General features: G+C 65.9%; 19 protein-coding genes and 1 pseudogene. 14 read left to right on the top strand and 6 right to left on the bottom strand.

From position 1 onward, the window contains the following. Positions 1-30: 30 nt before the first annotated feature. The 4 genes from QIS99_RS26990 to QIS99_RS26975 all read right to left on the bottom strand — a co-directional run bounded on the left by QIS99_RS26990 (position 31) and on the right by QIS99_RS26975 (position 3,974). Positions 31-621: a malonic semialdehyde reductase gene (locus QIS99_RS26990; protein WP_282516280.1), complete on the bottom strand. Its 591-nt coding sequence runs from the start codon at positions 619-621 to the stop codon at positions 31-33. Between the two features lie 176 nt (positions 622-797). After that, the gene (locus tag QIS99_RS26985; protein WP_282516279.1) at positions 798-1,094 is read right to left on the bottom strand and encodes an exodeoxyribonuclease VII small subunit; all 297 of its coding nucleotides are present in this window, start codon (positions 1,092-1,094) and stop codon (positions 798-800) included. 66 nt (positions 1,095-1,160) lie between these two features. Beyond that, positions 1,161-2,399, bottom strand: a complete 1,239-nt coding sequence (gene xseA, locus QIS99_RS26980; protein WP_282516278.1) for an exodeoxyribonuclease VII large subunit — start codon at positions 2,397-2,399, stop codon at positions 1,161-1,163. Positions 2,400-2,597: 198 nt separating this feature from the next. Then, complete coding sequence (locus tag QIS99_RS26975; protein ID WP_282516277.1) at positions 2,598-3,974, bottom strand: APC family permease; 1,377 nt, start codon at positions 3,972-3,974, stop codon at positions 2,598-2,600. Positions 3,975-4,068: 94 nt separating this feature from the next. Between QIS99_RS26975 and QIS99_RS26970 the strand changes: the two genes are divergently transcribed. Together QIS99_RS26970 and ppgK are read left to right on the top strand one after the other, a co-directional pair. Continuing rightward, the gene (locus QIS99_RS26970) at positions 4,069-5,085 is read left to right on the top strand and encodes a 4-hydroxy-3-methylbut-2-enyl diphosphate reductase (protein WP_282516276.1); all 1,017 of its coding nucleotides are present in this window, start codon (positions 4,069-4,071) and stop codon (positions 5,083-5,085) included. A gap of 170 nt (positions 5,086-5,255) precedes the next feature. Beyond that, positions 5,256-6,020 carry a polyphosphate--glucose phosphotransferase gene (gene ppgK, locus QIS99_RS26965; protein ID WP_282516275.1) on the top strand — a complete coding sequence of 255 codons (765 nt, stop codon included), beginning with the start codon at positions 5,256-5,258 and terminating at the stop codon, positions 6,018-6,020. Between the two features lies 1 nt (position 6,021). On the opposite strand, the gene QIS99_RS26960 is transcribed toward ppgK, so the two are convergent. Next, the gene (locus QIS99_RS26960; protein ID WP_408909644.1) at positions 6,022-6,615 is read right to left on the bottom strand and encodes a DUF6542 domain-containing protein; all 594 of its coding nucleotides are present in this window, start codon (positions 6,613-6,615) and stop codon (positions 6,022-6,024) included. 420 nt (positions 6,616-7,035) lie between these two features. Here QIS99_RS26960 and ychF point away from each other — a divergent pair, with 420 nt between their 5' ends. From ychF to QIS99_RS26940, 4 genes are all read left to right on the top strand, one after another. Continuing rightward, a complete protein-coding gene (gene ychF, locus QIS99_RS26955; protein WP_282516274.1) occupies positions 7,036-8,124 on the top strand; it encodes a redox-regulated ATPase YchF in 1,089 nt (362 codons plus the stop codon). A 269-nt stretch (positions 8,125-8,393) separates the two neighbouring features. Then, positions 8,394-8,678, top strand: coding sequence for a hypothetical protein (locus tag QIS99_RS26950; RefSeq protein WP_282516273.1), 285 nt, complete (start codon positions 8,394-8,396; stop codon positions 8,676-8,678). Beyond that, on the top strand, positions 8,660-9,073 hold the full coding sequence (locus QIS99_RS26945; protein WP_282516272.1) for a DNA-binding protein: 414 nt from the start codon (positions 8,660-8,662) through the stop codon (positions 9,071-9,073). The genes QIS99_RS26950 and QIS99_RS26945 overlap by 19 nt, the downstream gene beginning before the upstream one ends. Before the next feature lie 445 nt (positions 9,074-9,518). Further along, positions 9,519-10,229: a helix-turn-helix transcriptional regulator gene (locus tag QIS99_RS26940; RefSeq protein WP_282516271.1), complete on the top strand. Its 711-nt coding sequence runs from the start codon at positions 9,519-9,521 to the stop codon at positions 10,227-10,229. Positions 10,230-10,257: 28 nt separating this feature from the next. Here QIS99_RS26940 and QIS99_RS26935 read toward each other — a convergent pair whose 3' ends face one another. Beyond that, entirely contained in the window at positions 10,258-11,124 is an 867-nt protein-coding gene (locus QIS99_RS26935; protein ID WP_282516270.1) for a UbiA prenyltransferase family protein, read from the bottom strand. 572 nt (positions 11,125-11,696) lie between these two features. Between QIS99_RS26935 and QIS99_RS26930 the strand changes: the two genes are divergently transcribed. The 8 genes and pseudogenes from QIS99_RS26930 to ilvN form a co-directional block, all read left to right on the top strand. Next, positions 11,697-12,596 (top strand): sugar phosphate isomerase/epimerase family protein, encoded by a 900-nt coding sequence (locus tag QIS99_RS26930; protein WP_282516269.1) that lies wholly within the window; start codon positions 11,697-11,699, stop codon positions 12,594-12,596. Between the two features lie 49 nt (positions 12,597-12,645). Next, positions 12,646-13,314: a cupin domain-containing protein gene (locus QIS99_RS26925; RefSeq protein WP_282516268.1), complete on the top strand. Its 669-nt coding sequence runs from the start codon at positions 12,646-12,648 to the stop codon at positions 13,312-13,314. A gap of 58 nt (positions 13,315-13,372) precedes the next feature. After that, positions 13,373-14,530: an FAD-dependent monooxygenase gene (locus QIS99_RS26920; RefSeq protein ID WP_282516267.1), complete on the top strand. Its 1,158-nt coding sequence runs from the start codon at positions 13,373-13,375 to the stop codon at positions 14,528-14,530. Between the two features lie 18 nt (positions 14,531-14,548). Next, positions 14,549-16,375, top strand: coding sequence for an FAD-dependent oxidoreductase (locus QIS99_RS26915; RefSeq protein WP_282516266.1), 1,827 nt, complete (start codon positions 14,549-14,551; stop codon positions 16,373-16,375). Between the two features lie 11 nt (positions 16,376-16,386). Beyond that, entirely contained in the window at positions 16,387-17,451 is a 1,065-nt protein-coding gene (locus QIS99_RS26910; RefSeq protein WP_282516265.1) for a methyltransferase, read from the top strand. 30 nt (positions 17,452-17,481) lie between these two features. Beyond that, positions 17,482-18,696: an MFS transporter gene (locus QIS99_RS26905; RefSeq protein ID WP_282516264.1), complete on the top strand. Its 1,215-nt coding sequence runs from the start codon at positions 17,482-17,484 to the stop codon at positions 18,694-18,696. A 645-nt stretch (positions 18,697-19,341) separates the two neighbouring features. Further along, positions 19,342-21,072 carry an acetolactate synthase large subunit gene (locus QIS99_RS26900; RefSeq protein ID WP_282516263.1) on the top strand — a complete coding sequence of 577 codons (1,731 nt, stop codon included), beginning with the start codon at positions 19,342-19,344 and terminating at the stop codon, positions 21,070-21,072. Continuing rightward, positions 21,069-21,299, top strand: a pseudogene (gene ilvN / locus QIS99_RS26895) (acetolactate synthase small subunit); the annotation flags it as partial. The gene QIS99_RS26900 and the pseudogene ilvN, both read left to right, overlap by 4 nt. Positions 21,300-21,464 lie beyond the last annotated feature (165 nt).

Here is a 21,464-nt window from a genome sequence, read left to right as displayed (position 1 = left end):
GCCGGGGCCCCTGCACGTGGCGGATGTGGCTCAGACGGAGGTGACGACCTCTTCGTAGTCCAGGCGCGGGGAGCGCGGGAACCAGGCGTCCTCGCCGGGCTTGCCGATGTTCACGACCATCAGCGGGGTGTGGTCGTCGTCCAGGAACTCCTTCTGGACACCGGCGAAGTCGAAGCCGGTCATCGGGCCCGCGGCCAGGCCCGCGGCGCGTACGCCGACGATGAAGTAACCGGCCTGCAGCGCACCGTTGACGGCGGCGGCCTGCTCACGCACCGGGCGCTCCGAGAAGAAGGCGTCCTTGGCGGCCGGGAAGTGCGGGAACAGCTTCGGCAGCTCGTCGTGGAACTCGTTGTCCACGGAGAGGATCGCGACCAGCGGGGCGGTGGCGGTCTTCGGCTGGTTGCCCTCGGCCATGTGCTTCACCAGGCGCTCGCGGGCCTCGGGGGAGCGGACCAGGGTCACGCGCAGCGGCGAGTTGTTGAAGGCGGTCGGGCCGTACTTGACCAGGTCGTAGATGGCCTGCACCTGCTCCTCGGTCACCGGCTCGTCGGTGAAGGTGTTGGCGGTGCGGGCCTCGCGGAAGAGGAGGTCCTGGGCGGCGGCGTCGAGGGCGAGGGACATGCGGTCAACCTTCTTCAGAAGACGATCGTGGAACGCTTGCGGTGATCACCGTACGCCCATACAGGTTTAAATTTCAACCAAAATGAGGCCGAGGTGATCGGCCTCACAGGCGGAGTGCGCGGGGCTGCTTGCGGAGGGCGCGGAGGGCGCGGAGGGCTGAGGGCTACTCCCCGTCCCTACTCCCCGTCCTCCCCCTCTGCCTCGTCCCCCCGCTCCGCGAGCGCCGCGTCGAGCCGGGCCCGGGCGCCGTCGAGCCAGCGGCGGCACACCTTCGCCAGCTCCTCGCCGCGCTCCCACAGGGCGAGCGACTCCTCAAGGGACGTGCCGCCCGCCTCCAGGCGCCGCACCACGTCGATCAGTTCGTCCCGCGCCTGCTCGTAGCCGAGCGCGCTCTCGGTCGCGGTGGCCGTCGTGGCCGTCGTGGCCGTCGTGCCCGTCGTGCCGGTCGTGCCCGTCGTGCCGGTACTGCTCATGTGCTCCACCCTAGATTTCCGAAGGTTCCCGAAGATTTCCGATACGAGGACGATGTCGCGGCAGGACTAACGCTGCCCGCCGGACTCCGGGTCCGGCGCCTCGGTCACCGTGACCCGGAACTCCCCGCCCGAGACCCGGGCCCGCAGCGCGTCGCCCGTCCCGACCTCGCCCGGGTCGCGGACCACGTGGCCGTCGTCCCGCTGCAGCACCGCGTACCCCCGCTGCAGTGTGGCCGCGGGGGAGAGCGCCACCACGCGCGCGTGCGTGTGCGTCAGCTCTGATTCGGCGCGGTCCAGGAGGTGGCCGAGGGTGCGCCGGCCGCGGTCGAGGAGGGCCGTGACCTGCTCCTCGCGCTCGCCGATCATCCGGTGCGGATGGGCCATCGAGGGGCGCGACATCGCGACGTCGAGCCCGCGCTCCTCGCGGTCCAGGTGTATGCCCACCGCGCGCCGGGCCCGCTCCTGCAGCAGCCGCACCCGGTCGTACTCCTCGCCCACGTCCGGCACGACCTTCTTCGCCGCGTCCGTCGGCGTGGAGGCGCGCAGGTCCGCCACCAGGTCGAGCAGCGGCGCGTCCGGCTCGTGCCCGATCGCCGACACCACGGGCGTACGGCACGCGGCCACCGCGCGCACCAACTGCTCGTCGGAGAAGGGCAGCAGGTCCTCGACGCTGCCCCCGCCGCGCGCCACGACGATCACGTCCACGCCCGCGTGCCCGTCCAGCTCCTTGACCGCCTGCACGACCTGCGGCACCGCGTGCACACCCTGCACCGGGACGTTGCGCACCTCGAAGCGGACGGCGGGCCAGCGGTGCCGGGCGTTCTCCAGGACGTCCCGCTCGGCGGCCGAGGCGCGCCCGCACACGAGCCCGATCAGCTGCGGCAGGAACGGCAGCGGATTCTTCCGCTCGGCCGCGAACAGCCCCTCGCTCGCCAGCGCCTTCTTCAACTGCTCAAGCCGCGCCAGCAGTTCGCCCACACCGACCGGCTTGATCTCGGCCGCCCGCAGCGACAGCTGCCCCCGGGGCGCGTACCACTCAGGCTTCGCGAGGACCACCACCCGCGCACCCTCGGACACGACGTCCGCGACCGCGTCGAACACCTGGCGGTAGCACGTCACGCTCACCGAGATGTCGTACGACGGGTCGCGCAGCGTCAGGAACACCACCCCGGCGCCGGGGCGGCGGTTCAGCTGCGTGATCTGCCCCTCGACCCACACCGCGCCGAGCCGGTCGATCCACCCGCCGATGAGCCGCGAGACCTCGCCCACGGGCAGGGGCGTGTCGGGGGAGGTGTTGAGAGCCATGAGGGGGAGCGTAGCGGCCCGCACTGACAGCCCATTCCTTCCAGCCCGTCCGGCACCTGCGGACGAGCGCGCAAGCGCGATCGACGGCGCCGCAGGCTTACGGGAAGGGGCGGGGAGGGGAGCAGATCAGCCGGTCCGGCGCCTGCGGACGAGCCCGCAGGGCGATCAACGGCAACCGGGCCGACGGCACGAACCCCGCTACGCAAGAACCCGCCGCCCGCGCTGAGCGAACAGCACCACAAGCCCCACCGCGCACCACACCGCCCCCACCACCTGCGCCGTCCGCGAGGCCTCCACGATCACCGCGACCGTGATCACCGCACCGGCGACCGGGATCAGCACATGCCGCCACCAGCTGACCGCCCCGCCCCGCCCCCGTACCGCGAACCACGCCACCACGGACGCGTGCAGCATCGTGAACGCCACCAGGGCGCCGATGTCGACCACCGACACCAGGTGGTCCATGCCGTCGTCCCGCCGCGCCGCCCACACCGCGGCCACCAGCGTGATCACCGCGGCCACCCCGATCGCAAGCCGCGGAACGCCCGAGTCCGTACGGGAGAGCACCCTCGGGAGCCGCCGCTCGCGCGCCATCGCGAACACCAGCCGGCCCGCCGCGGCCTGCCCGGCCAGCGCCGCGAACGCCGCGCCGATCGCCTTGCTCACCGCCACCAGGTCGTGCAGCCAGGTCCCCACCGAGGCGTCCACCGCGTCGTAGAAAGCGGACCCCTGCTTGCCGGGTTCGGCCGCGAGCTGCGCCGACGACAGCGGTTCGAGCAGCGCGACCAGATAGGTCTGCGCCACGAACAGGAACCCCGCGAGCGCCAGGCAGAACAGCACCGCGCGTGCGACCTTCGCCGACCCTCCGGTGACCTCCTCGGCGAACGAGGCGATCGCGTCGAAGCCCAGGTACGAGAGGACGGCGATGGACACCGCCCCGAGGACCGCGCTCACCGCGAACGCCCCGTCCCCGGTCAGCGGCGTCAGCCACCCCCGCTGAGCCCCGTCCCGTACGAGCACCACCACCGCCGACACGACGAAGACCAGCAGCACCACGATCTCCATCGCGAGCACGGCGAAGCCCACACGCGCGGCGGCGCGTACGCCCCACAGGTTCAGAGCCGTCGTGACCACCACCGCGAGCGCCGTCCACACCCACTGCGAGACCGACGGGACCAGCGCGTTCATCGCGATCCCGGAGAACAGGTACGCCACCGCCGGGATCAGCAGGTAGTCCAGCATCGCCATCCAGCCCGCGATGAAACCCGGCCCCTGACCGAGCGCCACGCGCGCGTAGGCGAAGACCGAACCCGCCTGCGGGACCACCTGCACCATCTGCGCGTAGCTGTACGCGGTGAACGCCATCGCGACCGTCGCCACCAGGTAGACCAGGGCGACAGCGCCGTGCGACTTGGCGTCGAGGGTGCCGAAGACGCCGACCGGCGCCATGGGGGCGATGAAGAGCAGCCCGTAGACCACCAGGTCCTTGAAGCCGAGACTGCGCCGCAGGCCCACATGGGTGTCGCCGCCGACAGCCTCCGGCTGTGTGGTGCTGCCGCCGCCGCCATCCGACATCGCGCGCCTCCCTGGCTCCGTCCGCCCGGCGCGGACCCGCCCGCTCCAGTCTCCCCAAGGTGTCGATCTCTGACGCGCTGGAAGCGCCCTTACGATGGGGGGCATGACTGCACAGACCCAAGCCCGCCGCGTCCTGCTTGCCGCCCCGCGCGGCTACTGCGCGGGCGTGGACCGCGCCGTGATCGCCGTCGAGAAGGCCCTGGAGCAGTACGGGGCGCCCGTCTATGTCCGGCACGAGATCGTGCACAACAAATACGTGGTGCAGACCCTGGAGAAGAAGGGCGCGATCTTCGTCGACCAGGCCACCGAGGTGCCGCCGGGCAACATCGTGATGTTCTCCGCGCACGGTGTCGCCCCCTCCGTGCACGAGGAGGCCCGCGAGGGCAGCCTCGCCACCATCGACGCCACCTGCCCCCTGGTCACCAAGGTCCACAAGGAAGCCGTCCGCTTCGCGAACGAGGACTACGACATCCTCCTCATCGGCCACGAGGGACACGAGGAGGTCATCGGCACCTCCGGCGAGGCCCCCGACCACATCACGCTGGTGGACGGCCCCGAGGACGTCGCAGGCGTCGAGGTCCGGGACGAGTCCCGGGTCGTCTGGCTCTCCCAGACCACCCTCTCCGTCGACGAGACGATGGAGACGGTCGACGCCCTCAAGGAGAAGTTCCCGAACCTGATCTCCCCGCCCTCGGACGACATCTGCTACGCCACTCAGAACCGCCAGACCGCCATCAAGGAGCTGGCCCAGCAGTCCGACCTGGTCATCGTGGTCGGCTCCAAGAACTCCTCCAACTCGCAGCGCATGGTCGACGTGGCCCTGCAGGCCGGCTGCCCCGCCGCGTACCTGGTCGACTTCGCCGCCGAGATCGACGAGACCTGGCTGGACGGCGTCGCCACGGTCGGCGTCTCCTCGGGCGCCTCCGTCCCGGACGTCCTGGTCGAGGAGGTCCTGGCCTGGCTGTCGGAGAAGGGGTACGGCGACGTCGAGATCGTGAAGACCGCCGAGGAGTCCCTCACGTTCTCCCTGCCGAAGGAGCTCCGCCGCGACCTGCGCGCCGAGGCGGCCGCCCTGATCGAGGAGCGCACGGGGCGTACGCCGGCTTCGTAGCCGTACGGGGTCAGGGGCCCGGCTCCAGCGGCCCGGCCCCAGCGGCCCGGCGCCGGCGTTCACATCGTGACTGTCGGTTCGTGGCTGTCCGTTCTTGACTGTCGGTCCGTGGGTGTCGGTTCGTGGCTGTCCATTCGTGACTGTCAGTGCCGCGTCGTAACGTGGAGTCCATGCAGATCTTCGGCGTGGACATCGGCGGATCCGGCATCAAGGGCGCCCCGGTCGACCTGGACCGGGGCGAATTGACCGAGCCCCGGCACAAGGTCCTGACCCCGCACCCGGCGACGCCGGACGCGGTGGCCGACGGCGTCAAGCAGGTCATCGGCCACTTCGGCTGGTCCGGCCCGATCGGGGTCACGTTCCCCGGCGTCGTCACCGGCGGCAGCACGATCCGCACGGCGGCCAACGTGGACAAGAGCTGGATCGACGTCGACGCCCGCGCCCTGCTCGCCGAGCGCACCGGCTGCGGCGCGGTCACGGTACTCAACGACGCGGACGCCGCCGGGGTCGCCGAGATGCACTGCGGCGCCGGACGCGACCGCAAGGGCACGGTCCTGCTGCTCACTCTCGGCACGGGCATCGGCAGCGCCCTCTTCACCGACGGCGTCCTGGTCCCCAACACCGAGCTGGGCCACCTGGAACTCCACGGTCACGACGCGGAGAAGCGCGCCTCCACCAAGGCCCGGGACGACGAACATCTGAGCTGGGAACACTGGGCCCGCCGCGTGCAGAAGTACCTCAAGCACGTGGAGATGCTGTTCTCGCCGGAGCTGTTCATCATCGGCGGCGGAGTCAGCCGTAAGGCGCAGAAATTCCTGCCCCTGATCGAGGGCGTCAAGGCGGAGATCGTCCCCGCGGAACTCCTCAACAACGCGGGCATCGTGGGCGCGGCGATGGCGGCGGGCGAGGCCGAAAAGACAGCCCCTCCGGCGTGATTCAGGAAGGCTGGGCGGGCATCCGCCGCCGCTGGGACGGCTGACGCGCACCTGCCCCGCCCGACCCGCCCGCCCCCGCCTGCGCACGCAGCGCCCGCTTCCGCGCCATGAGCCGGATCTTCCGTACGGAAGCGATCACCCCGGCGATCAGCGTCCCGCCGTACAACCACCCCGCGTGCATCGCGAGCCCGGTGAACAGCCCCATCACCTGGCCGGTGAACCCGTCCGAGCCGCCCGAGACCGGCAGCATCCCGACGGCGAACGCGATCGGCACCGCCACCGGCGCCGTCACCAGGTCCGCGGGCCGCACCCACACCGCCGTCAGCGCACTGACCGGCAGGAAGAGCAGCCCGTACGCGAGCGCGGAGCCGCCGAGCAGCAGCCGGTCCAGACCGGCGATCAGCAGCATCACCACCGTGCAGAACAGCCCGCTGCCCAGCCCGGTCAGACGCGGATTGGGCAGCGCGCGCACGGCGAGCACGAACCTGCACACGGCGAGCACGATTCGGCGTACGCCCCGCACCACCGCGCGTACGCCCCGGGCGAGGGGCGAGCCGCCGCCGGGAAGACGAGGCCGGACGGCGGCCCGGTACACGGTGCCGCTCCCGCCTCCGTCCCGGCCGCCGGGGCGCTGACCGCGTTGGCTCTGACCGCCGGGGCGCTCACCGCGTTGGCTCTGACCGCCGGGGCGCTCACCGCGTTGGCTCTGGCCGCTCACCGGCCGGGGACGTGTGGGCGGCGGCCCGCCGGCCTGCGGCGGGAGGGGTGCCGCTCGTCGCGCTCTGTCCCCGGGCGGTCGCGTCCTGTGTTGCTCCACCGCTCCAACCTAGGTCGGCCGCGCCCGGAAAACCGCCCTTGGACACGCGTTTTGGCGCAGCTTGGCCCGCGTTCGACGCGTACCGGCCACCTCGCTCACGGGCGGGCGGCGGCGGCGCGCGCGACGCGCCGTAGACTGGTGGATCGGCCCGGCAGCCATCGGGTCTCCCACCAGACCTCACGTACGGGAAGTCGCAACGTGTCGCTCACGATCGGAATCGTCGGCCTGCCCAATGTCGGCAAGTCGACCCTGTTCAACGCCCTGACCAAGAACGACGTGCTGGCGGCCAACTACCCGTTCGCCACCATCGAGCCCAACGTCGGTGTCGTGGGCGTCCCCGACACCCGCCTCGACAAGCTGGCGGAGATCTTCGCCTCGCAGAAGATCCTCCCGGCGACGGTCGACTTCGTCGACATCGCGGGCATCGTGCGCGGCGCGAGCGAGGGCGAGGGCCTCGGCAACAAGTTCCTCGCGAACATCCGCGAGTCCGACGCGATCTGCCAGGTCATCCGCGCCTTCCACGACGAGAACGTCGTCCACGTCGACGGCAAGGTCTCGCCGAAGAGCGACATCGAGACGATCAACACCGAGCTGATCCTCGCCGACCTGCAGACCATCGAGAAGGTCCTGCCGCGCCTCCAGAAGGAGTCGCGCATCAAGAAGGACATCGCCCCGAAGGTCAAGGCGGTCGAGGAGGCGAAGGCCATCCTGGAGGAGGGCCGCACGCTCTTCTCCGCGGGCATCGTCAACGGCGGCGACAACGAGGAACTCCTCCACGACCTCCACCTCCTCACCACCAAGCCGTTCCTCTACGTCTTCAACGTCGACGAGGACGAGCTGACCGACGAGGCGTTCAAGGAGGAACAGCGCGCCCTGGTCGCCCCGGCCGAGGCGATCTTCCTCAACGCCAAGCTGGAGGCGGACCTCGCCGAGCTGGACGAGGAGGACGCGATGGAACTCCTCCAGTCGGTCGGCGCCGAGGAGCCGGGCCTCGCGACCCTGGCCCGCGTCGGCTTCAACACCCTCGGCCTGCAGACCTACCTGACGGCCGGCCCCAAGGAGTCCCGCGCCTGGACCATCCCGCAGGGCGCCACGGCCCCCGAGGCGGCCGGCGTCATCCACACGGACTTCCAGAAGGGCTTCATCAAGGCCGAGGTCATCTCCTTCGGCGACCTGATGGACATGGGCTCGGTCGCCGAGGCCCGCGCGAAGGGGAAGGCGCGGATGGAGGGCAAGGAGTATGTGATGCAGGACGGGGATGTGGTGGAGTTCCGCTTCAACGTGTAGTGGGTGACATATCACCACGTCGCTGATCTGGCAAACATGCAGTTCAGAGAGGGTCCGACTCTTCGGGGTCGGGCCCTTGGTTTTTCCCGTGCTGGGATGGTGCTGGGATAGCTGACCCCTCGTCACCTGTCGTCATCCCTGGTCATCCGTACCGTGCTGGGATCGTGCCGGGATGGGATGGGGACGCCCGTGCTGGGAAGTGTGCTGCTCGGCGCTTGCGGGCAGCGCGGATCGTGGCGCTTTTCCTACTCGTTTGACACACTCGGGGTATGGGTGAGACGGCGTACGGCATCGGGGAAGGGCCGGCGACACGGGTGAGCCTGTCGCTGCCGGAGGGGACCGCAGAGGCGATCCGGGCGCGGGTGGGCAAGCGGGAGTTCTCCGCGTTCATCGCGGAGGCGGTCGAGCGTGAGCTGCGCGGGCAGGTTCTTGACGAGTACCTGGCGGACTATGAGAACCGCAAGGGGCCGGTCTCCGAGCCGGCCCGCCGGCGGGCGCGGCAGGTCTTCGACGAGGTGTTCGCCGAGGAGGCCGAGTGGCCCGCCGCAGGCTGAGTCACGAGGGGACGTTGGTCCTCGACAGCGAGGGGCTCTCGAAGCTGCTCGCCGACGACGAGCAGGTGGTGGCGCTGATCGCCGAGGCGCGCTCGCGTGGCATGGAGGTCGTGATCAGTGCGCTCACCATCATCGAGGCCGTCCACGCGCGTACGAACAAGTCCCGCCTTAACTGGGTGCTCTCCGGATTGCGCGTGGTCCCGGTGGGCGACGAGGAGGCGAGGGCGGCCTCGAAGCTGCTGATGGATGCCGGCTTGCATGGGCACAAGTACGCGATCGATGCGGCGGTCGCCGAGGCCGCGCTGCGGCAGCACCGTCCTGTGGTCATGCTGACCTCCGACATCGACGACATGACCCAGCTCTGCGGCGATCGGGTCCGGCTCGTGGCGGTGTGATTCCCCTGGGGCGAGGCCCTGCCCATTGTTGGGGGCCTTCTGCTCGGTCAGTATGTGTCCGGCGAACCGTGAGACACCGCAGGGCAGCTGGATGCTGCGACCTTTGGGGGCCCGCTACGTGGTGGGTTCAATACCAGTCTCGTCTTGTGCTTGTTGGATCCACTGCCGTACTGGACACCCTTGCCGCTCATCGCGTTCCAGCACCAGGCCGAACATGACCTTCCCTCAGCACCAGGCCGAACTGACCTCCCCTGGCCGCCTCCGATGAGGTGACGAGACCGGCAGACCCCGGGTGCGGATTCCGTTGGTACCACGGGACATCTGGGCTGGTGAGGCCCCGCGTGGGCCTGTTCGGTATCGTGGTTGAATCGAACATCATCGCGCTGAGGTGCGGCCTCGAACTGTGTATCCGGCTCGTTCGAGAGGGCTGTAGCAGGGAGGGGCCTTGCATTACCCAGCTGCGGCGCAGTTTCTGCGCAACGCGGTACCAGACGTCATCCATGCCTATCAGATGGCGTTGAGAAGGGTCCGCAGTCCTTTGGCCATACGCAAGGAGGTGTGGCCGAAGTGCCGCGACCAGGCGCGGGCAATCGTCGAGGATTGCGTTGCGAGACTGAACGGGGACGGCCCGCTCGAGGCGGCCGAAGCCTGGCGGTACTCGCACCTCGTGGGCACGGACCGTGCCGCCCAGGGAATCGCGGTCGCTGAGTCGGTCCGTGCGGTGGAGATCCTGTGGAACGCCATGCAGCCGACCATCCACTCCGCCGTACAGCACGAGGCGCCCGCGCGACGGGCACCCGCGCTGTTGCTGATCAGTGCCGCGTTCCGCTCCAGCGCCGGAACCCGGCTCTACGCGGGCGCCGTCGGCTATGGCGGGGCCACCGCCCAGGCGTCCGACACCCTGCCGAACGACGACGACGTAGTCGCAGCGGGTGTCTCGGAGGCGGCGCCGATGCACGCTGTGGTGGGCGTGGCGTTGTCCCGGCGTGAGAAAGAGGTGCTTGAGGGGGTCGCGAAAGCGATGACCAACAGTCAGATAGCCCGCCAGCTCGGCATTACTACGGCGACCGTGAAGCGGCATCTCAACAACATCTACGGAAAGTTGGGCGCCGTCTCCCGCATCGACGCCGTCAACAAGGTCTTCGGGCGCTACTGACACGCGGGCTGGTACACGGGCGCGGCAGTCACGCAGGTCCGTGCAGCAGTAGCGCGAGCATCATGGTTAGGTTTGCCGCGAACTGGGTGCGCATGAACACGCGGTACGCACTGCGGTGGGTCCTCTTGTCCACGTTGGCGGCCCTGGCCGTACGGACGATCTGCACCATCATGCAGACGGCCCCGATCACCACGGGAACCGCTTCGGCCAGCGTCAGCGGAGCCCAGGCCAGCGCCGCCAACACCCCGCCTGTTCCGACGAGGAGCGCACCCGTCACCGCGACCGCGCGGGCCCGGGCGGCGCCGTACCGCACCGCCACGGTGCGGCGCCCGCCGACGGCGTCTCCTTCGACGTCACCGAGGTCCTTGACGACCGCTCCCACCAGGGCCATCCAGGCGCTCATCACAGTGGCGAAGACCATTCCGGCCGGGCTCAGTTCGCCTCCCACGGCGGCGGCACCCGACGCGAACGAGGTCCATCCGAGACCGAACACCACCACCGCGCAGGTGCTGCTCCAGCGTTTCGCGGGAAACGGCGGCGCCGAATAGAGCCAGCCCAGCAGCAGGAACAACGCCACCCACAAGGTGAGCCCAGGGACGCACAACGACAGCAGAAGGGACCCCGCGGCCACGACCGCAGTGAGTACCGCGGCCGTCCGCTCCGGCAGATCACCCCGGGCGATCGGACGGGAGGACCCGTTGGCGCGGTCCTCCTTGACGTCCAGCACGCCGTTGACGAGGTAGGCGGCCACCATGGCCAGCCACCAAACGAGGACCCCGACGGCCAGATGCGGTCCCTCCGCCAGATCCTGAGAGGAGAAGGCGGCGCCCACCACGAACCGCATCAGGAACACGATCTGAACGACAGGCCGTGCCTCGACCAGGCTCAGATGCACGTAGCGGAGGCAGCGGCGAAGCGAAACACGAGGCCGCGATGCAGGGGTGAGAACTCTGCCGGAGGTCACTGTCACGGCGTTCAGCGTACGAGGACCGTGTCGTCCCAGGCCGTGAGTGCATCCAAGGGTGCATGCAGGCCCTCGTCCTGATCGCGATCGCCCCACTGCCCAGGCCCTGCTGGCCGGCGCGGACGCCGACTTCACCGAGACCACCGCGATCGACGACGACCGCAGGCACGGCCGCACCGAGCGCCGCCCGGTGCATCCTTGGTTGTAGTTCGGCCTGCTCCGGTACTCCTGGTTGACATCGTATGGGGCGACCGAGGAAGTAGGAGCGTCGAAAGCGAACCGCTCCGGTGCTTCTTCGATAATGCAGTCCAGGGGCGCCAGAAGGCCAAAATCACCTGAAACCGCCCACAGGGATACTGCCGATGAATTCAGGCTGGTTGAACTGATCGACTCAGGAAGTCGGGAATAAGTTCACTGCATTCTTTGCGCCAGTCAACTGGTTGATCTAGGTTTCGATTTCGCTGCCGATGATGGCTGCACCCGGATGACCCTCAACGCTCCACGTGACGGCAAGAGTTATTGATCTGCACTGTGACGTGCCGTTCCGTTATCGAGAGGTAAGCGAAGTGGATTACCATATTGGTACGGTGACCTTGGGTGGCGCCCTGCCGGATAAAATGGAAGCAATCGCTGAAGCCGGATTTTCTGGCATCGAATTGATGGAATGGGACCTGCAAGGATCCTCGGAGTCTGCCGCCCAAGTCATGGCGGAAGGCCTCGGCCTGGAAATCGTAAATTACCAGCCGCTCAGAGACTTCGAAGGTGGCCCCAGGGATCAGCTGGTGCCCAAGCTGGACCGAATCGAGCGAATTTTCGACGGTATGGAGCAGCTGAGGACGAGCACGCTGATCCTGTGCAGCAACGTCAGCGACGTTTCGGACCTTGACGATGATGCCGTCGCCGATGACCTGGCGCGCTTGGGCGAACGGGCCGCAGCCAGAGGGTTTTCGATCGGTTACGAAGCGCTGTCTTGGGGCCTCCGAGTCAATACGTTCCGTCAGGCTTGGAGAATGATCGAGCGTTCTGGTGCCAGCAATATCGGTCTGGTGCTGGACAGCTTTCACACTCTTGCACTGAACGACCATTTCGAAGATTTGGCCGATGTGCCCCCTGATCGCATCGCGCTGATACAGGTATCGGATGCTCCCCGGATGGATCTTGACGTGAAGTCCTGGAGTCGGCATCACCGCTGCTTGCCGGGTGAGGGAGATTTCGATGTAGCCGCGTTCCTGGCGCCTGTCCTGGCCAACGGCTATGACGGCCCGATTTCACTCGAGATATTCAATGATCATTACAAGGCGCGGCCTCCTGCGCCGCTGGCGCGACAAGGCATGACCGCTTTGCGTGAAGTCACATCGGCGGCGATGAATCTAGCAACTAGGCCATTGATTACAAACCCGTGATGCAACGACGGCACTTGGCTGCCGGCTCCCTGAGAAGAAAGACGATGCAATGAGCACAGAGTACGAAGTATTCGACTTCCCGGAGATCAAGCGTGGCCCGGAGAAGCCGTTGGTACTCGGCCCGGCAGGCGAGGTCTTCGACTTCGTGCAAACCGGCGAAAGCAACGGCGGCAAGTACCTGTTCTCCAAGCTGACCGTCCCGCCGCACGTTGGCCCACCGCCGCATATCCATCACCGTACCGATGAATGGTTCTATGCGCCGAACGGCGGATTCAGCATCTTCATGGGGCCTAACGAATTCCCTGACTTGGACATCACGCCGGGTAATGGTGCCGAAAAGGAAACGGTCTCCATGCTGCCGATGCGTCCGAAAGAGCTGCTTTACGTTCCGCGCAACTACACGCATGGTTTCGTCAATACAAGCAGCGTCACCCAAGAGATGTGGCTGGTCTGGACGCCGGATACGCCGGAGAGCTCAATCCTCCCGTATTTCATGAACGCAGGTAAGGTCGTGACCAGCAAGCAGGAAATAGCGGAGCCAGATTTCATGTCCCGCATTCGCCTTATTTCCATGGCTCGCGACTACGGCATCAATCAGAGTGCGGACTTTTGGGACTTTGTCCAACACGTCGTAGAAGACAGGCCCGACTGGCTGCCGAGCGACAGGCGCGCGACGTTGCTGAACCTGATCCACGATGAAATTGAGGCACAGGCCTAGTCTTACGCCACTTACGCCATCGAGTCCGGGAGAAAGCGCATGAGGGGTCGAGAGTCCCATGGGCATCGATAACAAGAATTCCATGGCCGTCGTCGGCGGCGGATTGGGCGGAGCCGCGACCGCCGTGTTGCTGCAGCAAGCCGGTTATTCCGTAGCGGTATTCGAACAGGCGCGCAAATTTGAGCCCGCTGGCGCCGGGATTCATCTGACGCCTAATGTGATGCGCATCTTGGGCCACATTGGGATCGATGATGCGCTTATCAGGTCCGGGTGCTTGCCCGGATCGTTTACCAGCCGGAACCTGGTATCGAATTCCGTCAGGTGCACATTGTCGCTCGGTGACCAAGCGAAGGAGAGGTATGGAGCTCCCTATCTCACCGTCGGCCGCGGCGTGCTCCATCGAGAACTAATCAATGCCCTGCGGCCGGGCAGCGTGCAGTACGACAAGCGACTGGTTTCGCTCGACGATTGCGGCAAGGTGGTGCGGATGCGCTTTGCCGATGGAAGCACCGCCGAAGCCTCCTGCGTCATCGGTGCCGATGGTCTGGGGTCCCAGGTCCGTGAAGTGATGCACGGCGCTGAACGCCCCAGTTTTGCTGGCCAGATCGCGTACCGGGCGATAGTGCCTGCGGACACCCGAGTCCCTGTCGACAGGCGGTGCATTACCAAGTGGTGGGCCGACGACAGTTTTGTCATCGGCTACCTGATCGATTCCCGGAGCGATGACTATTACTTTGTCGCCGGCACGGCGGCTGATGCGTGGACGCATCCACAGTCCTGGGTCGACGGCGATAGGGACGAGATGCTGGACGCCTTCACCGGCTCTTGCGATGAAGTCCGCAGCCTACTAAATGCGGCTGAATCCTTGAGCAAATGGCCGCTCTTCGAGCGCCCGCCGTTGCAGCAATGGGGCCGAGGGCGAATTGCGCTACTGGGCGACGCCTGTCATCCCATGAGGCCGCACATGGCTCAAGGGGCGGCCATGGCCATCGAGGACGGCGTGCTGCTGCTGCGTTGCCTGGAAGTTGAGGACGAGATCGAGGCGGCATTCTGGCGTTACGCCGAGAGTCGCAAGCAACGTACCGGTCGGATCCAAGCCGTGTCCGCGGAAAACTCGTGGCTCAAGGATGCCGAAGACCCAGCTTGGGTTTTCAGCCATGACGCGATGAACATTGATCTTGCGCCGCGCAGGTCCAGCACCCTCACCGTTATATGAATTCAGGAGACATTTCACGTGTACGACACTGACGTCCTGATCGTCGGGAGCGGTCCGGCGGGGTCATCCGCGGCATTGATGCTGAGTACTTACGGCATCGATAACCTCGTGATCACGAAATATCGGTGGCTTGCCGACACTCCGCGTGCGCATTACAAGAATCAGCGCACAATGGAGGTCTTCCGAGACTTGAACGTGGCAGGCGAAATTCTTGCCAAGGCTTCACCTAAAGAGATAATGGGAAACGTCGTCTTCTGCACCAGCCTGGTAGGCGATGAACTGGGTAGATTGCCCTATGGCGCCAACAGGCCACAACGGCAGAGCGATTATTCGTTGGCCAGCCCGGCCGAACATTGCGACCTTCCGCAGAACTTGCTTGAACCCATCTTGTTGTCCAATGCTGCTGAGCGCGGCAGTCATGTGCGATTCGACACGGAATTCCTGCGGCTCGACCAGGACGAGCATGGTGTCACCGCGCATGTCTTGGACAGATTGAAGCGCGAGCGTTATGTGATTCGGGCCAAATACCTGATCGGGGCGGACGGCGGCAATAGTCTCGTAGCGGAGCAGATCGGCCTGCCCATGGAAGGCCACATGGGGCTCGCCGGAAGTATCAGCATCATTCTGCAGGCGGATCTCTCCCACCTGGTGGCGCACCGTCCCGGCTATCTTTGGTGGGTTATGCAGCCGGGTGCCAATGTCGGGGGCATCGGCATGGGCCTACTTCGCATGGTCAGACCATGGAACGAGTGGCAGATCGTGTGGGGATACGACATGAGTGCAGGCGAGCCCGATGTCTCTGAAATCGATGCGGTCGGCATCGCCCGTCAATTGATCGGCGACGATTCAGTGGACATCACCATACGCTCGGTCTCGACGTGGACAGTGAACCAGAAGTACGCCACCAAGTATTCCCAAGGGCGGGTATTTTGTATGGGCGATGCGGTGCATCGTCATCCACCGTCGAACGGCTTGGGCTCGAACACGTCGATTCAGGATTCCTATAATTTGGCGTGGAAAATGGCGATGGTCTTGAAGGGGCAGGCTTCGGACCGATTGCTGAGCACTTACGATCAAGAACGCGCGCCGATTGGCAAGCAAATCGTCGAACGCGCAAACAGGAGCATCGAGCAATTCGGAGGCATCTTTTCCGTACTCGGCTTGGACGCGAACCTGGATGCGGAGCAGATGCGTGCCAATATGTCCGTCTTGAAGGAGGCTTCCGCGGCGGGTGTCGAAAAGCGCAGAATGTTGCGGGAGGCTATCGAGCTCAAATCCTATGAGTTTGCAACGCAAGGCGTGGAACTCAATCAGCGTTATGAATCCGACGCTGTCTGCCCGGACGGTACGGCGCAGCCCGCATGGCAGCGCGATCCTGAGCTGTACTACCAGGCGTCCAGCCGGCCCGGCGCGCGCTTGCCGCATGCGTGGCTTGACCGGCAGGGTACGCAGGTCTCGAGCCTGGACGTGGTGGGCAAGGGAAGATTTACCTTGCTGACGGGGCTGAACGGGCAAATTTGGCTAGAGGCCGCCAAGCGCCTTTCGGAAGAGCTGAACATCGAGATTGCTGCGCATGTCATCGGCCCCGGCCATGCCTTGCAGGATCTCTATGGTGATTGGGCGGATGTGGCGGAAGTGCCGGAAGACGGTTGTCTACTGGTGCGGCCGGATGCATTTGTCGCCTGGCGCAAGGCGGATTCCGCTGCAGCCGTGGATTCGCTGCGCACGGCCTTGTGCGAGGTTCTTGGGCGAGATTCGAAAGAACAGGGCGATCGGGATGGGCTGATTCGCTCTGGAGATGAGCGGGCCTCAGCGGCTCGTCCAGATATGGCGATGACCGAGTAGAAGAGGTGCGCATGACTATCCAGACGTCTTTCCAGGCGGAGCCCGTTACGCACGAAAATGCTGAGATCGGGGCATCGGCTGCCAGCAACATCCGGAGGATGCAAGAGCTGATTCGCGGCATGGCGGTCACCCAGATGATTGCTGCGGCCTGCGAAGTCGGACTGCCCGATGCAGTGGACGAAGAGGGAACCTCGCTGACCCCTCTGTCTGAACACTTGAAGGTTCACGCAGACGTATTGACTCGAGTTGCCCGAGCACTGTCGTCCCATGGCATATTCGAGGTCGATGCGGACGGCAGAATTCGCCACAATGAAGCCTCGCGCCTATTGAGGACCACGACCGGCCCCTCGCTCCACTGGGCTGCACGGTTTTGGGCGATGCCGGGCGTCTGGCGGTCCTGGGGAGCATTGAGTCACTGCGTCGATACCGGCGAGGAAGCGTTCTCGCACGTCAATGGTCAAGACTTCTTTTCGTATATGAACGGAAGTCCTGAAGAGGAAGCGCTCTATCAGCGCTATATGGCAAGCGGATATCCGGGGCGCTACGCGGCGATCGCCGATGTACTCACTGTGGCCCCAGGTGAACGAGTGATCGATGTCGGCGGAGGAACTGGCAGCCTGGCGCGGACGATTCTCGAACGAAATCCGACCGTGCAAGCCGTGGTATATGACCAGGCCAGCGTAATTTCGGCCGGGTCCGGGGCGTCTGGGCACGATCGACTGAGCACGTGTGTGGGCAGTTTCTTCGACGCGGTGCCAGCAGGAGGGGATATCTACATCCTGTCGTGGATTCTTCACGATTGGCCGGATGAGAAGGCGGAGTCCATTCTCCGCAATTGCCGCAAGGCGATGGACGCCGGCGCACGGCTCGTTGTCGTAGACCGCGTCCTGCAGGAATCGCCGCAGGAGTGTGATCCGCTCGATCTGGTGCTGGATCTGCAAATGCTGCTACTGCATGGAGGGCGTGAGCGGACACTGGATGACTTCAATCGGCTTCTGAATGCGGCAGACTTTTCCGCTCCTCAAGTGCTGTCTGCCCGTCCGGAATTTTCGGTCATCCAAGCATGTGCCGTGTGAACCTCGAGTCCCTATTTTGTCGAGAGAGCAATGACCACTGAGAGTGAAACAAGCCAGACGGCGCAGCTACGCATGTCACGCGGACTGACCTTCTTGATGGCTCTGGCCTGCGGCGCGGTCGCAGCCAACATCTATTACGCGCAGCCCCTGGTGGCTTTGATCGGCCCCGATGTGGGGTTGAACGTGAATGCCTCCAGTGTGGTTGTGACCCTGACTCAGATCGGCTATGGCGTCGGCCTTGTTGTGCTGGTTCCGTTGGGCGACATCTTTGAGAACCGTCGTCTCATCATGGTCACATTGGTGGCATGCATGGCGGCGCTGCTGAGCGCGTCCGTTGCATCGAACGCCGGCTTTTTTCTTGCCGCTTCGCTGGTGATCGGCCTGAGTTCGGTCGTGGTGCAGATGCTGGTGCCCTTCGCGGCTCATCTGGCCCCGGAAGAAAGCCGCGGACGGGTCGTCGGCAACGTCATGAGTGGATTGCTGATGGGCATCCTGCTTGCGCGGCCCGTAGCCAGCATGACGACAGATCTGCTCGGCTGGCGTGCGATATTTGCCATCTCCGCCGGACTGATGCTGGTGCTTGCCGTGACCTTGCGCTCGGCCCTTCCGGAAAGAAAGCCGAGCACGTCCTTCCACTACCTGGCGTTGTTGGGGTCGATGGGTCAGCTGCTCGTCCGCACGCCGATCCTGAGGCGACGGGCGTTCTACCATGCCTTGTTGTTCGGGGCGTTCAGTCTGTTCTGGACTGCTGTGCCACTGATCCTGGCGAGCCCGGCGTGCGGCCTGAGTCAAGGCGGCATTGCCCTATTCTCCCTGGCGGCGGTGCTAGGAGCTTTTGTCGCGCCGGTTGCGGGCCGTGTCGCCGACCGTGGTCTGACGAAACCTGCGACGGCCTTCGCGATCCTGACTGTCGTGGCCTGTTTTCTCTTGGTGTTTGCAAGCGGCGGACACGGTGTCGCGGCCCTGTTCATCGCGGCGCTACTGCTCGACGTTGGGGTCTCGTGCAACCTGGTGCTGGGGCAGCGTGCGATCTTTTCGCTGGGGGCGGAAATGCGCAGTCGACTGAACGGTCTCTACATGGCGATTTTCTTCGTTGGAGGCGCGGTGGGGTCGGCCGTGGCCAGTTCGGTGTATGCGACGTACGGTTGGGTGGGTATCGCATGGTGCGGTATTGCCTTCCCGTTGCTGGCGAGCCTTTACTATCTGACGGAGCTGGTGCCGCGGCGTCCCGCGACGGCCGGGTGATCCGGAGGATTCCGCATACGCCCTCGTGATCCGAACGCAAAACGTGGAGGGTGCGGAGCCTCAACCAACTCGCTCTGGGTCCTGAGTGGTTGACCGCATTTGCGGGAGTGCGGATGTCACACTGACGATGCCGCCAGAGGCGCCGCCCCGGCGCGCCTTGCGTCGTCCGGGCCGTCCGGGCCGTCCGTCAGGAATCCGTGGCCCTGCACACTTGGGCCGATGGTCCGATTATCTCGTTCCATCGGGCCGCCTGGTCCCGGGAGTTGGGCAAAATCCAACCCCCGCACGATCATGGGCGGAGCGACTGCCCGGAGCCCGGGGGACTGGCATCGCCACGCAGCGGGAAGATAAGCTGGAACCTCGCGTTCCCGTGATTTGCTGCGGGAACTTGCTTGAGCCGTCACGAACGGACTCGCTCTGCTCCGACGAGAGTTTCGGTCCCTCGGAGCCGCCGAGCGCATTGTCGTCACCCGACACCGCTCCCAGCGCGCCACCTCGTAATACTTCCCGGACTTACCGTCCGTGAACTGCCGAGTTCTGCGCGCTGCCCTTCGAATCATTCGTGCGAACGGGCGTCTTTCCTCTCATCCCATTCGGGTCAGCAGGCACGCCCAGCATTCGAACCAAGCCAACAGGAACGAGCAGATGACGGAACAGATGACAGGTGCTCAAGCTCTGGTCAGGGCTTTGGAGCACGTCGGCGTCGACACCGTGTTCGGATATCCAGGCGGCCACATTCTGCCCGCCTACGATCCGCTCCACGACTCAACCAAGGTCCGCCACGTACTTGTTCGGCACGAGCAGGGCGCCGGACACGCTGCGGAAGGGTACGCCCAGGCCACCGGCAAGGTCGGCGTCTGTATGGCCACCTCCGGCCCGGGCGCCACCAATCTGGTCACCCCGATCGCCGACGCGTACATGGACTCTGTCCCGATGGTCGCCATCACCGGTCAGGTGCCGAGCGGCTTGATCGGCACGGACGCCTTCCAGGAAGCCGACATCTGCGGGATCACCCTTCCGATCACCAAGCACAACTTCCTGGTGACCGACCCCGACGACATCCCGCGCACCATCGCGGAAGCCTTCCACATCGCCTCCAGCGGCCGTCCCGGTCCGGTGCTTGTCGACATCTCCAAGGACGCGTTGCAGGCCCGCGCCGAATTCCACTGGGAGCCGACGACGCACCTGCCGGGCTACCGGCCGGTCACCCGGCCGCACGCCAAGCAGATCCAGGAAGCGGCCAAGCTGATCTCCGAGGCCGAGTGCCCGGTGCTGTACGTCGGCGGCGGCGTGCACAAGGCCGGCGCCTCGGCGGAACTACTCCGCCTGGCAGAGCTGACCGGTATTCCGGTCGTCACCACGCTGATGGCCAGGGGAATCTTCCCCGACAGCCACCCGCTCCACATGGGGATGCCCGGCATGCACGGCAGCGTCTCGGCGGTGGGCGCACTGCAGAAGGCAGACCTGCTGATCGCCCTGGGCGTGCGGTTCGACGACCGGGTCACCGGGCAGCTGTCGTCGTTCGCACCGCGGGCCAAGGTCATCCACGCGGACATCGACCCGGCGGAGATCTCCAAGAACCGGGTGGCGGACGTACCGATCGTGGGTGACTGCAGGGAGGTCATCGGCGCCCTCGTCCACGCGATCGATCGCCCCGGTGACTACGTCAAGTGGCGTGCGCTGCTCCACAGGTTGAAGGAGACCTACCCGCTGGGGTACGAGGACTTCGCGGACGGCTCGCTGGCGCCGCAATATGTCCTGGAAAGGCTCAGCTCCGTCGTCGGGCCGGACGCCCTCTACGTGGCCGGCGTCGGCCAGCACCAGATGTGGGCGTCCCATTTCATCGGCTTCGAGAAGCCCGGCGCCTTCATCACCTCTGGCGGCCTGGGCACGATGGGCTTCGCCGTGCCCGCCGCGATGGGCGCCAAGATGGGGCGGCCGGACACGATGGTTTGGGCGATCGACGGAGATGGCTGCTTCCAGATGACCAATCAGGAGCTGGCCACCTGCATGATCGAAGGTGTGCCGATCAAGATCGCGGTCATCAACAACGGCAATCTCGGCATGATCCGCCAGTGGCAGTCGCTCTTCTACGACCAGCGGTACTCCAACTCCGATCTGCAGACGGCCCAGCGCGTCCCCGACTTCGTGCAGCTGGCGGAAGCCTACGGCTGCGTCGGTCTGCGGTGCACACGGCCCGAGGACGTGGACGGCACGATCGCCAAGGCAATGGAGATCAACGACGTGCCGGTGGTCGTCGACTTCGTGGTCCACGAGGACGCCATGGTCTGGCCCATGGTCGCCGCCGGGACCAGCAATGACGACATCAAGATCGCCCGAGACATGACTCCGAGGTGGGAGAGCGACGACTCATGAGCAAACACACGTTGTCGGTCCTCGTCGAGGACAAGCCCAGCGCGCTCACCAGGGTCACCGCCCTCTTCAGCCGGCGCGGCTTCAACATCGACTCCCTCGCCGTCGTTCCGGCTGAGGGAGGCGGCTTCTCCCGGGTCACCCTCGTGGTCGACGCGGACGACACACCGCTGGAGCAGGTAACCAAGCAACTCGACAAGCTCATCAACGTGCTGAGCGTCACGGAAGTCGGCCGTGCGCGGCCGGAGTCCGTGTACGAATCGGTGGCGGACTGACCCGCGGCGGGGACGTGGCACTCACCGGAACAACGCCTTGAGTTCCAGCTCGCCCCGTCCCCGTCGAACAGTCCGTCCCGCTCGCCCAGTCGGCCTCACGGTCAGGACTCAGCGAAACCC

Source organism: Streptomyces solicavernae (assembly GCF_029968095.1).
Lineage (GTDB): Bacteria > Actinomycetota > Actinomycetes > Streptomycetales > Streptomycetaceae > Streptomyces > Streptomyces solicavernae.
The sequence above is the reverse complement of the archived record's forward strand: the minus strand, read 5'-3'. Positions and strand labels throughout refer to the sequence as shown.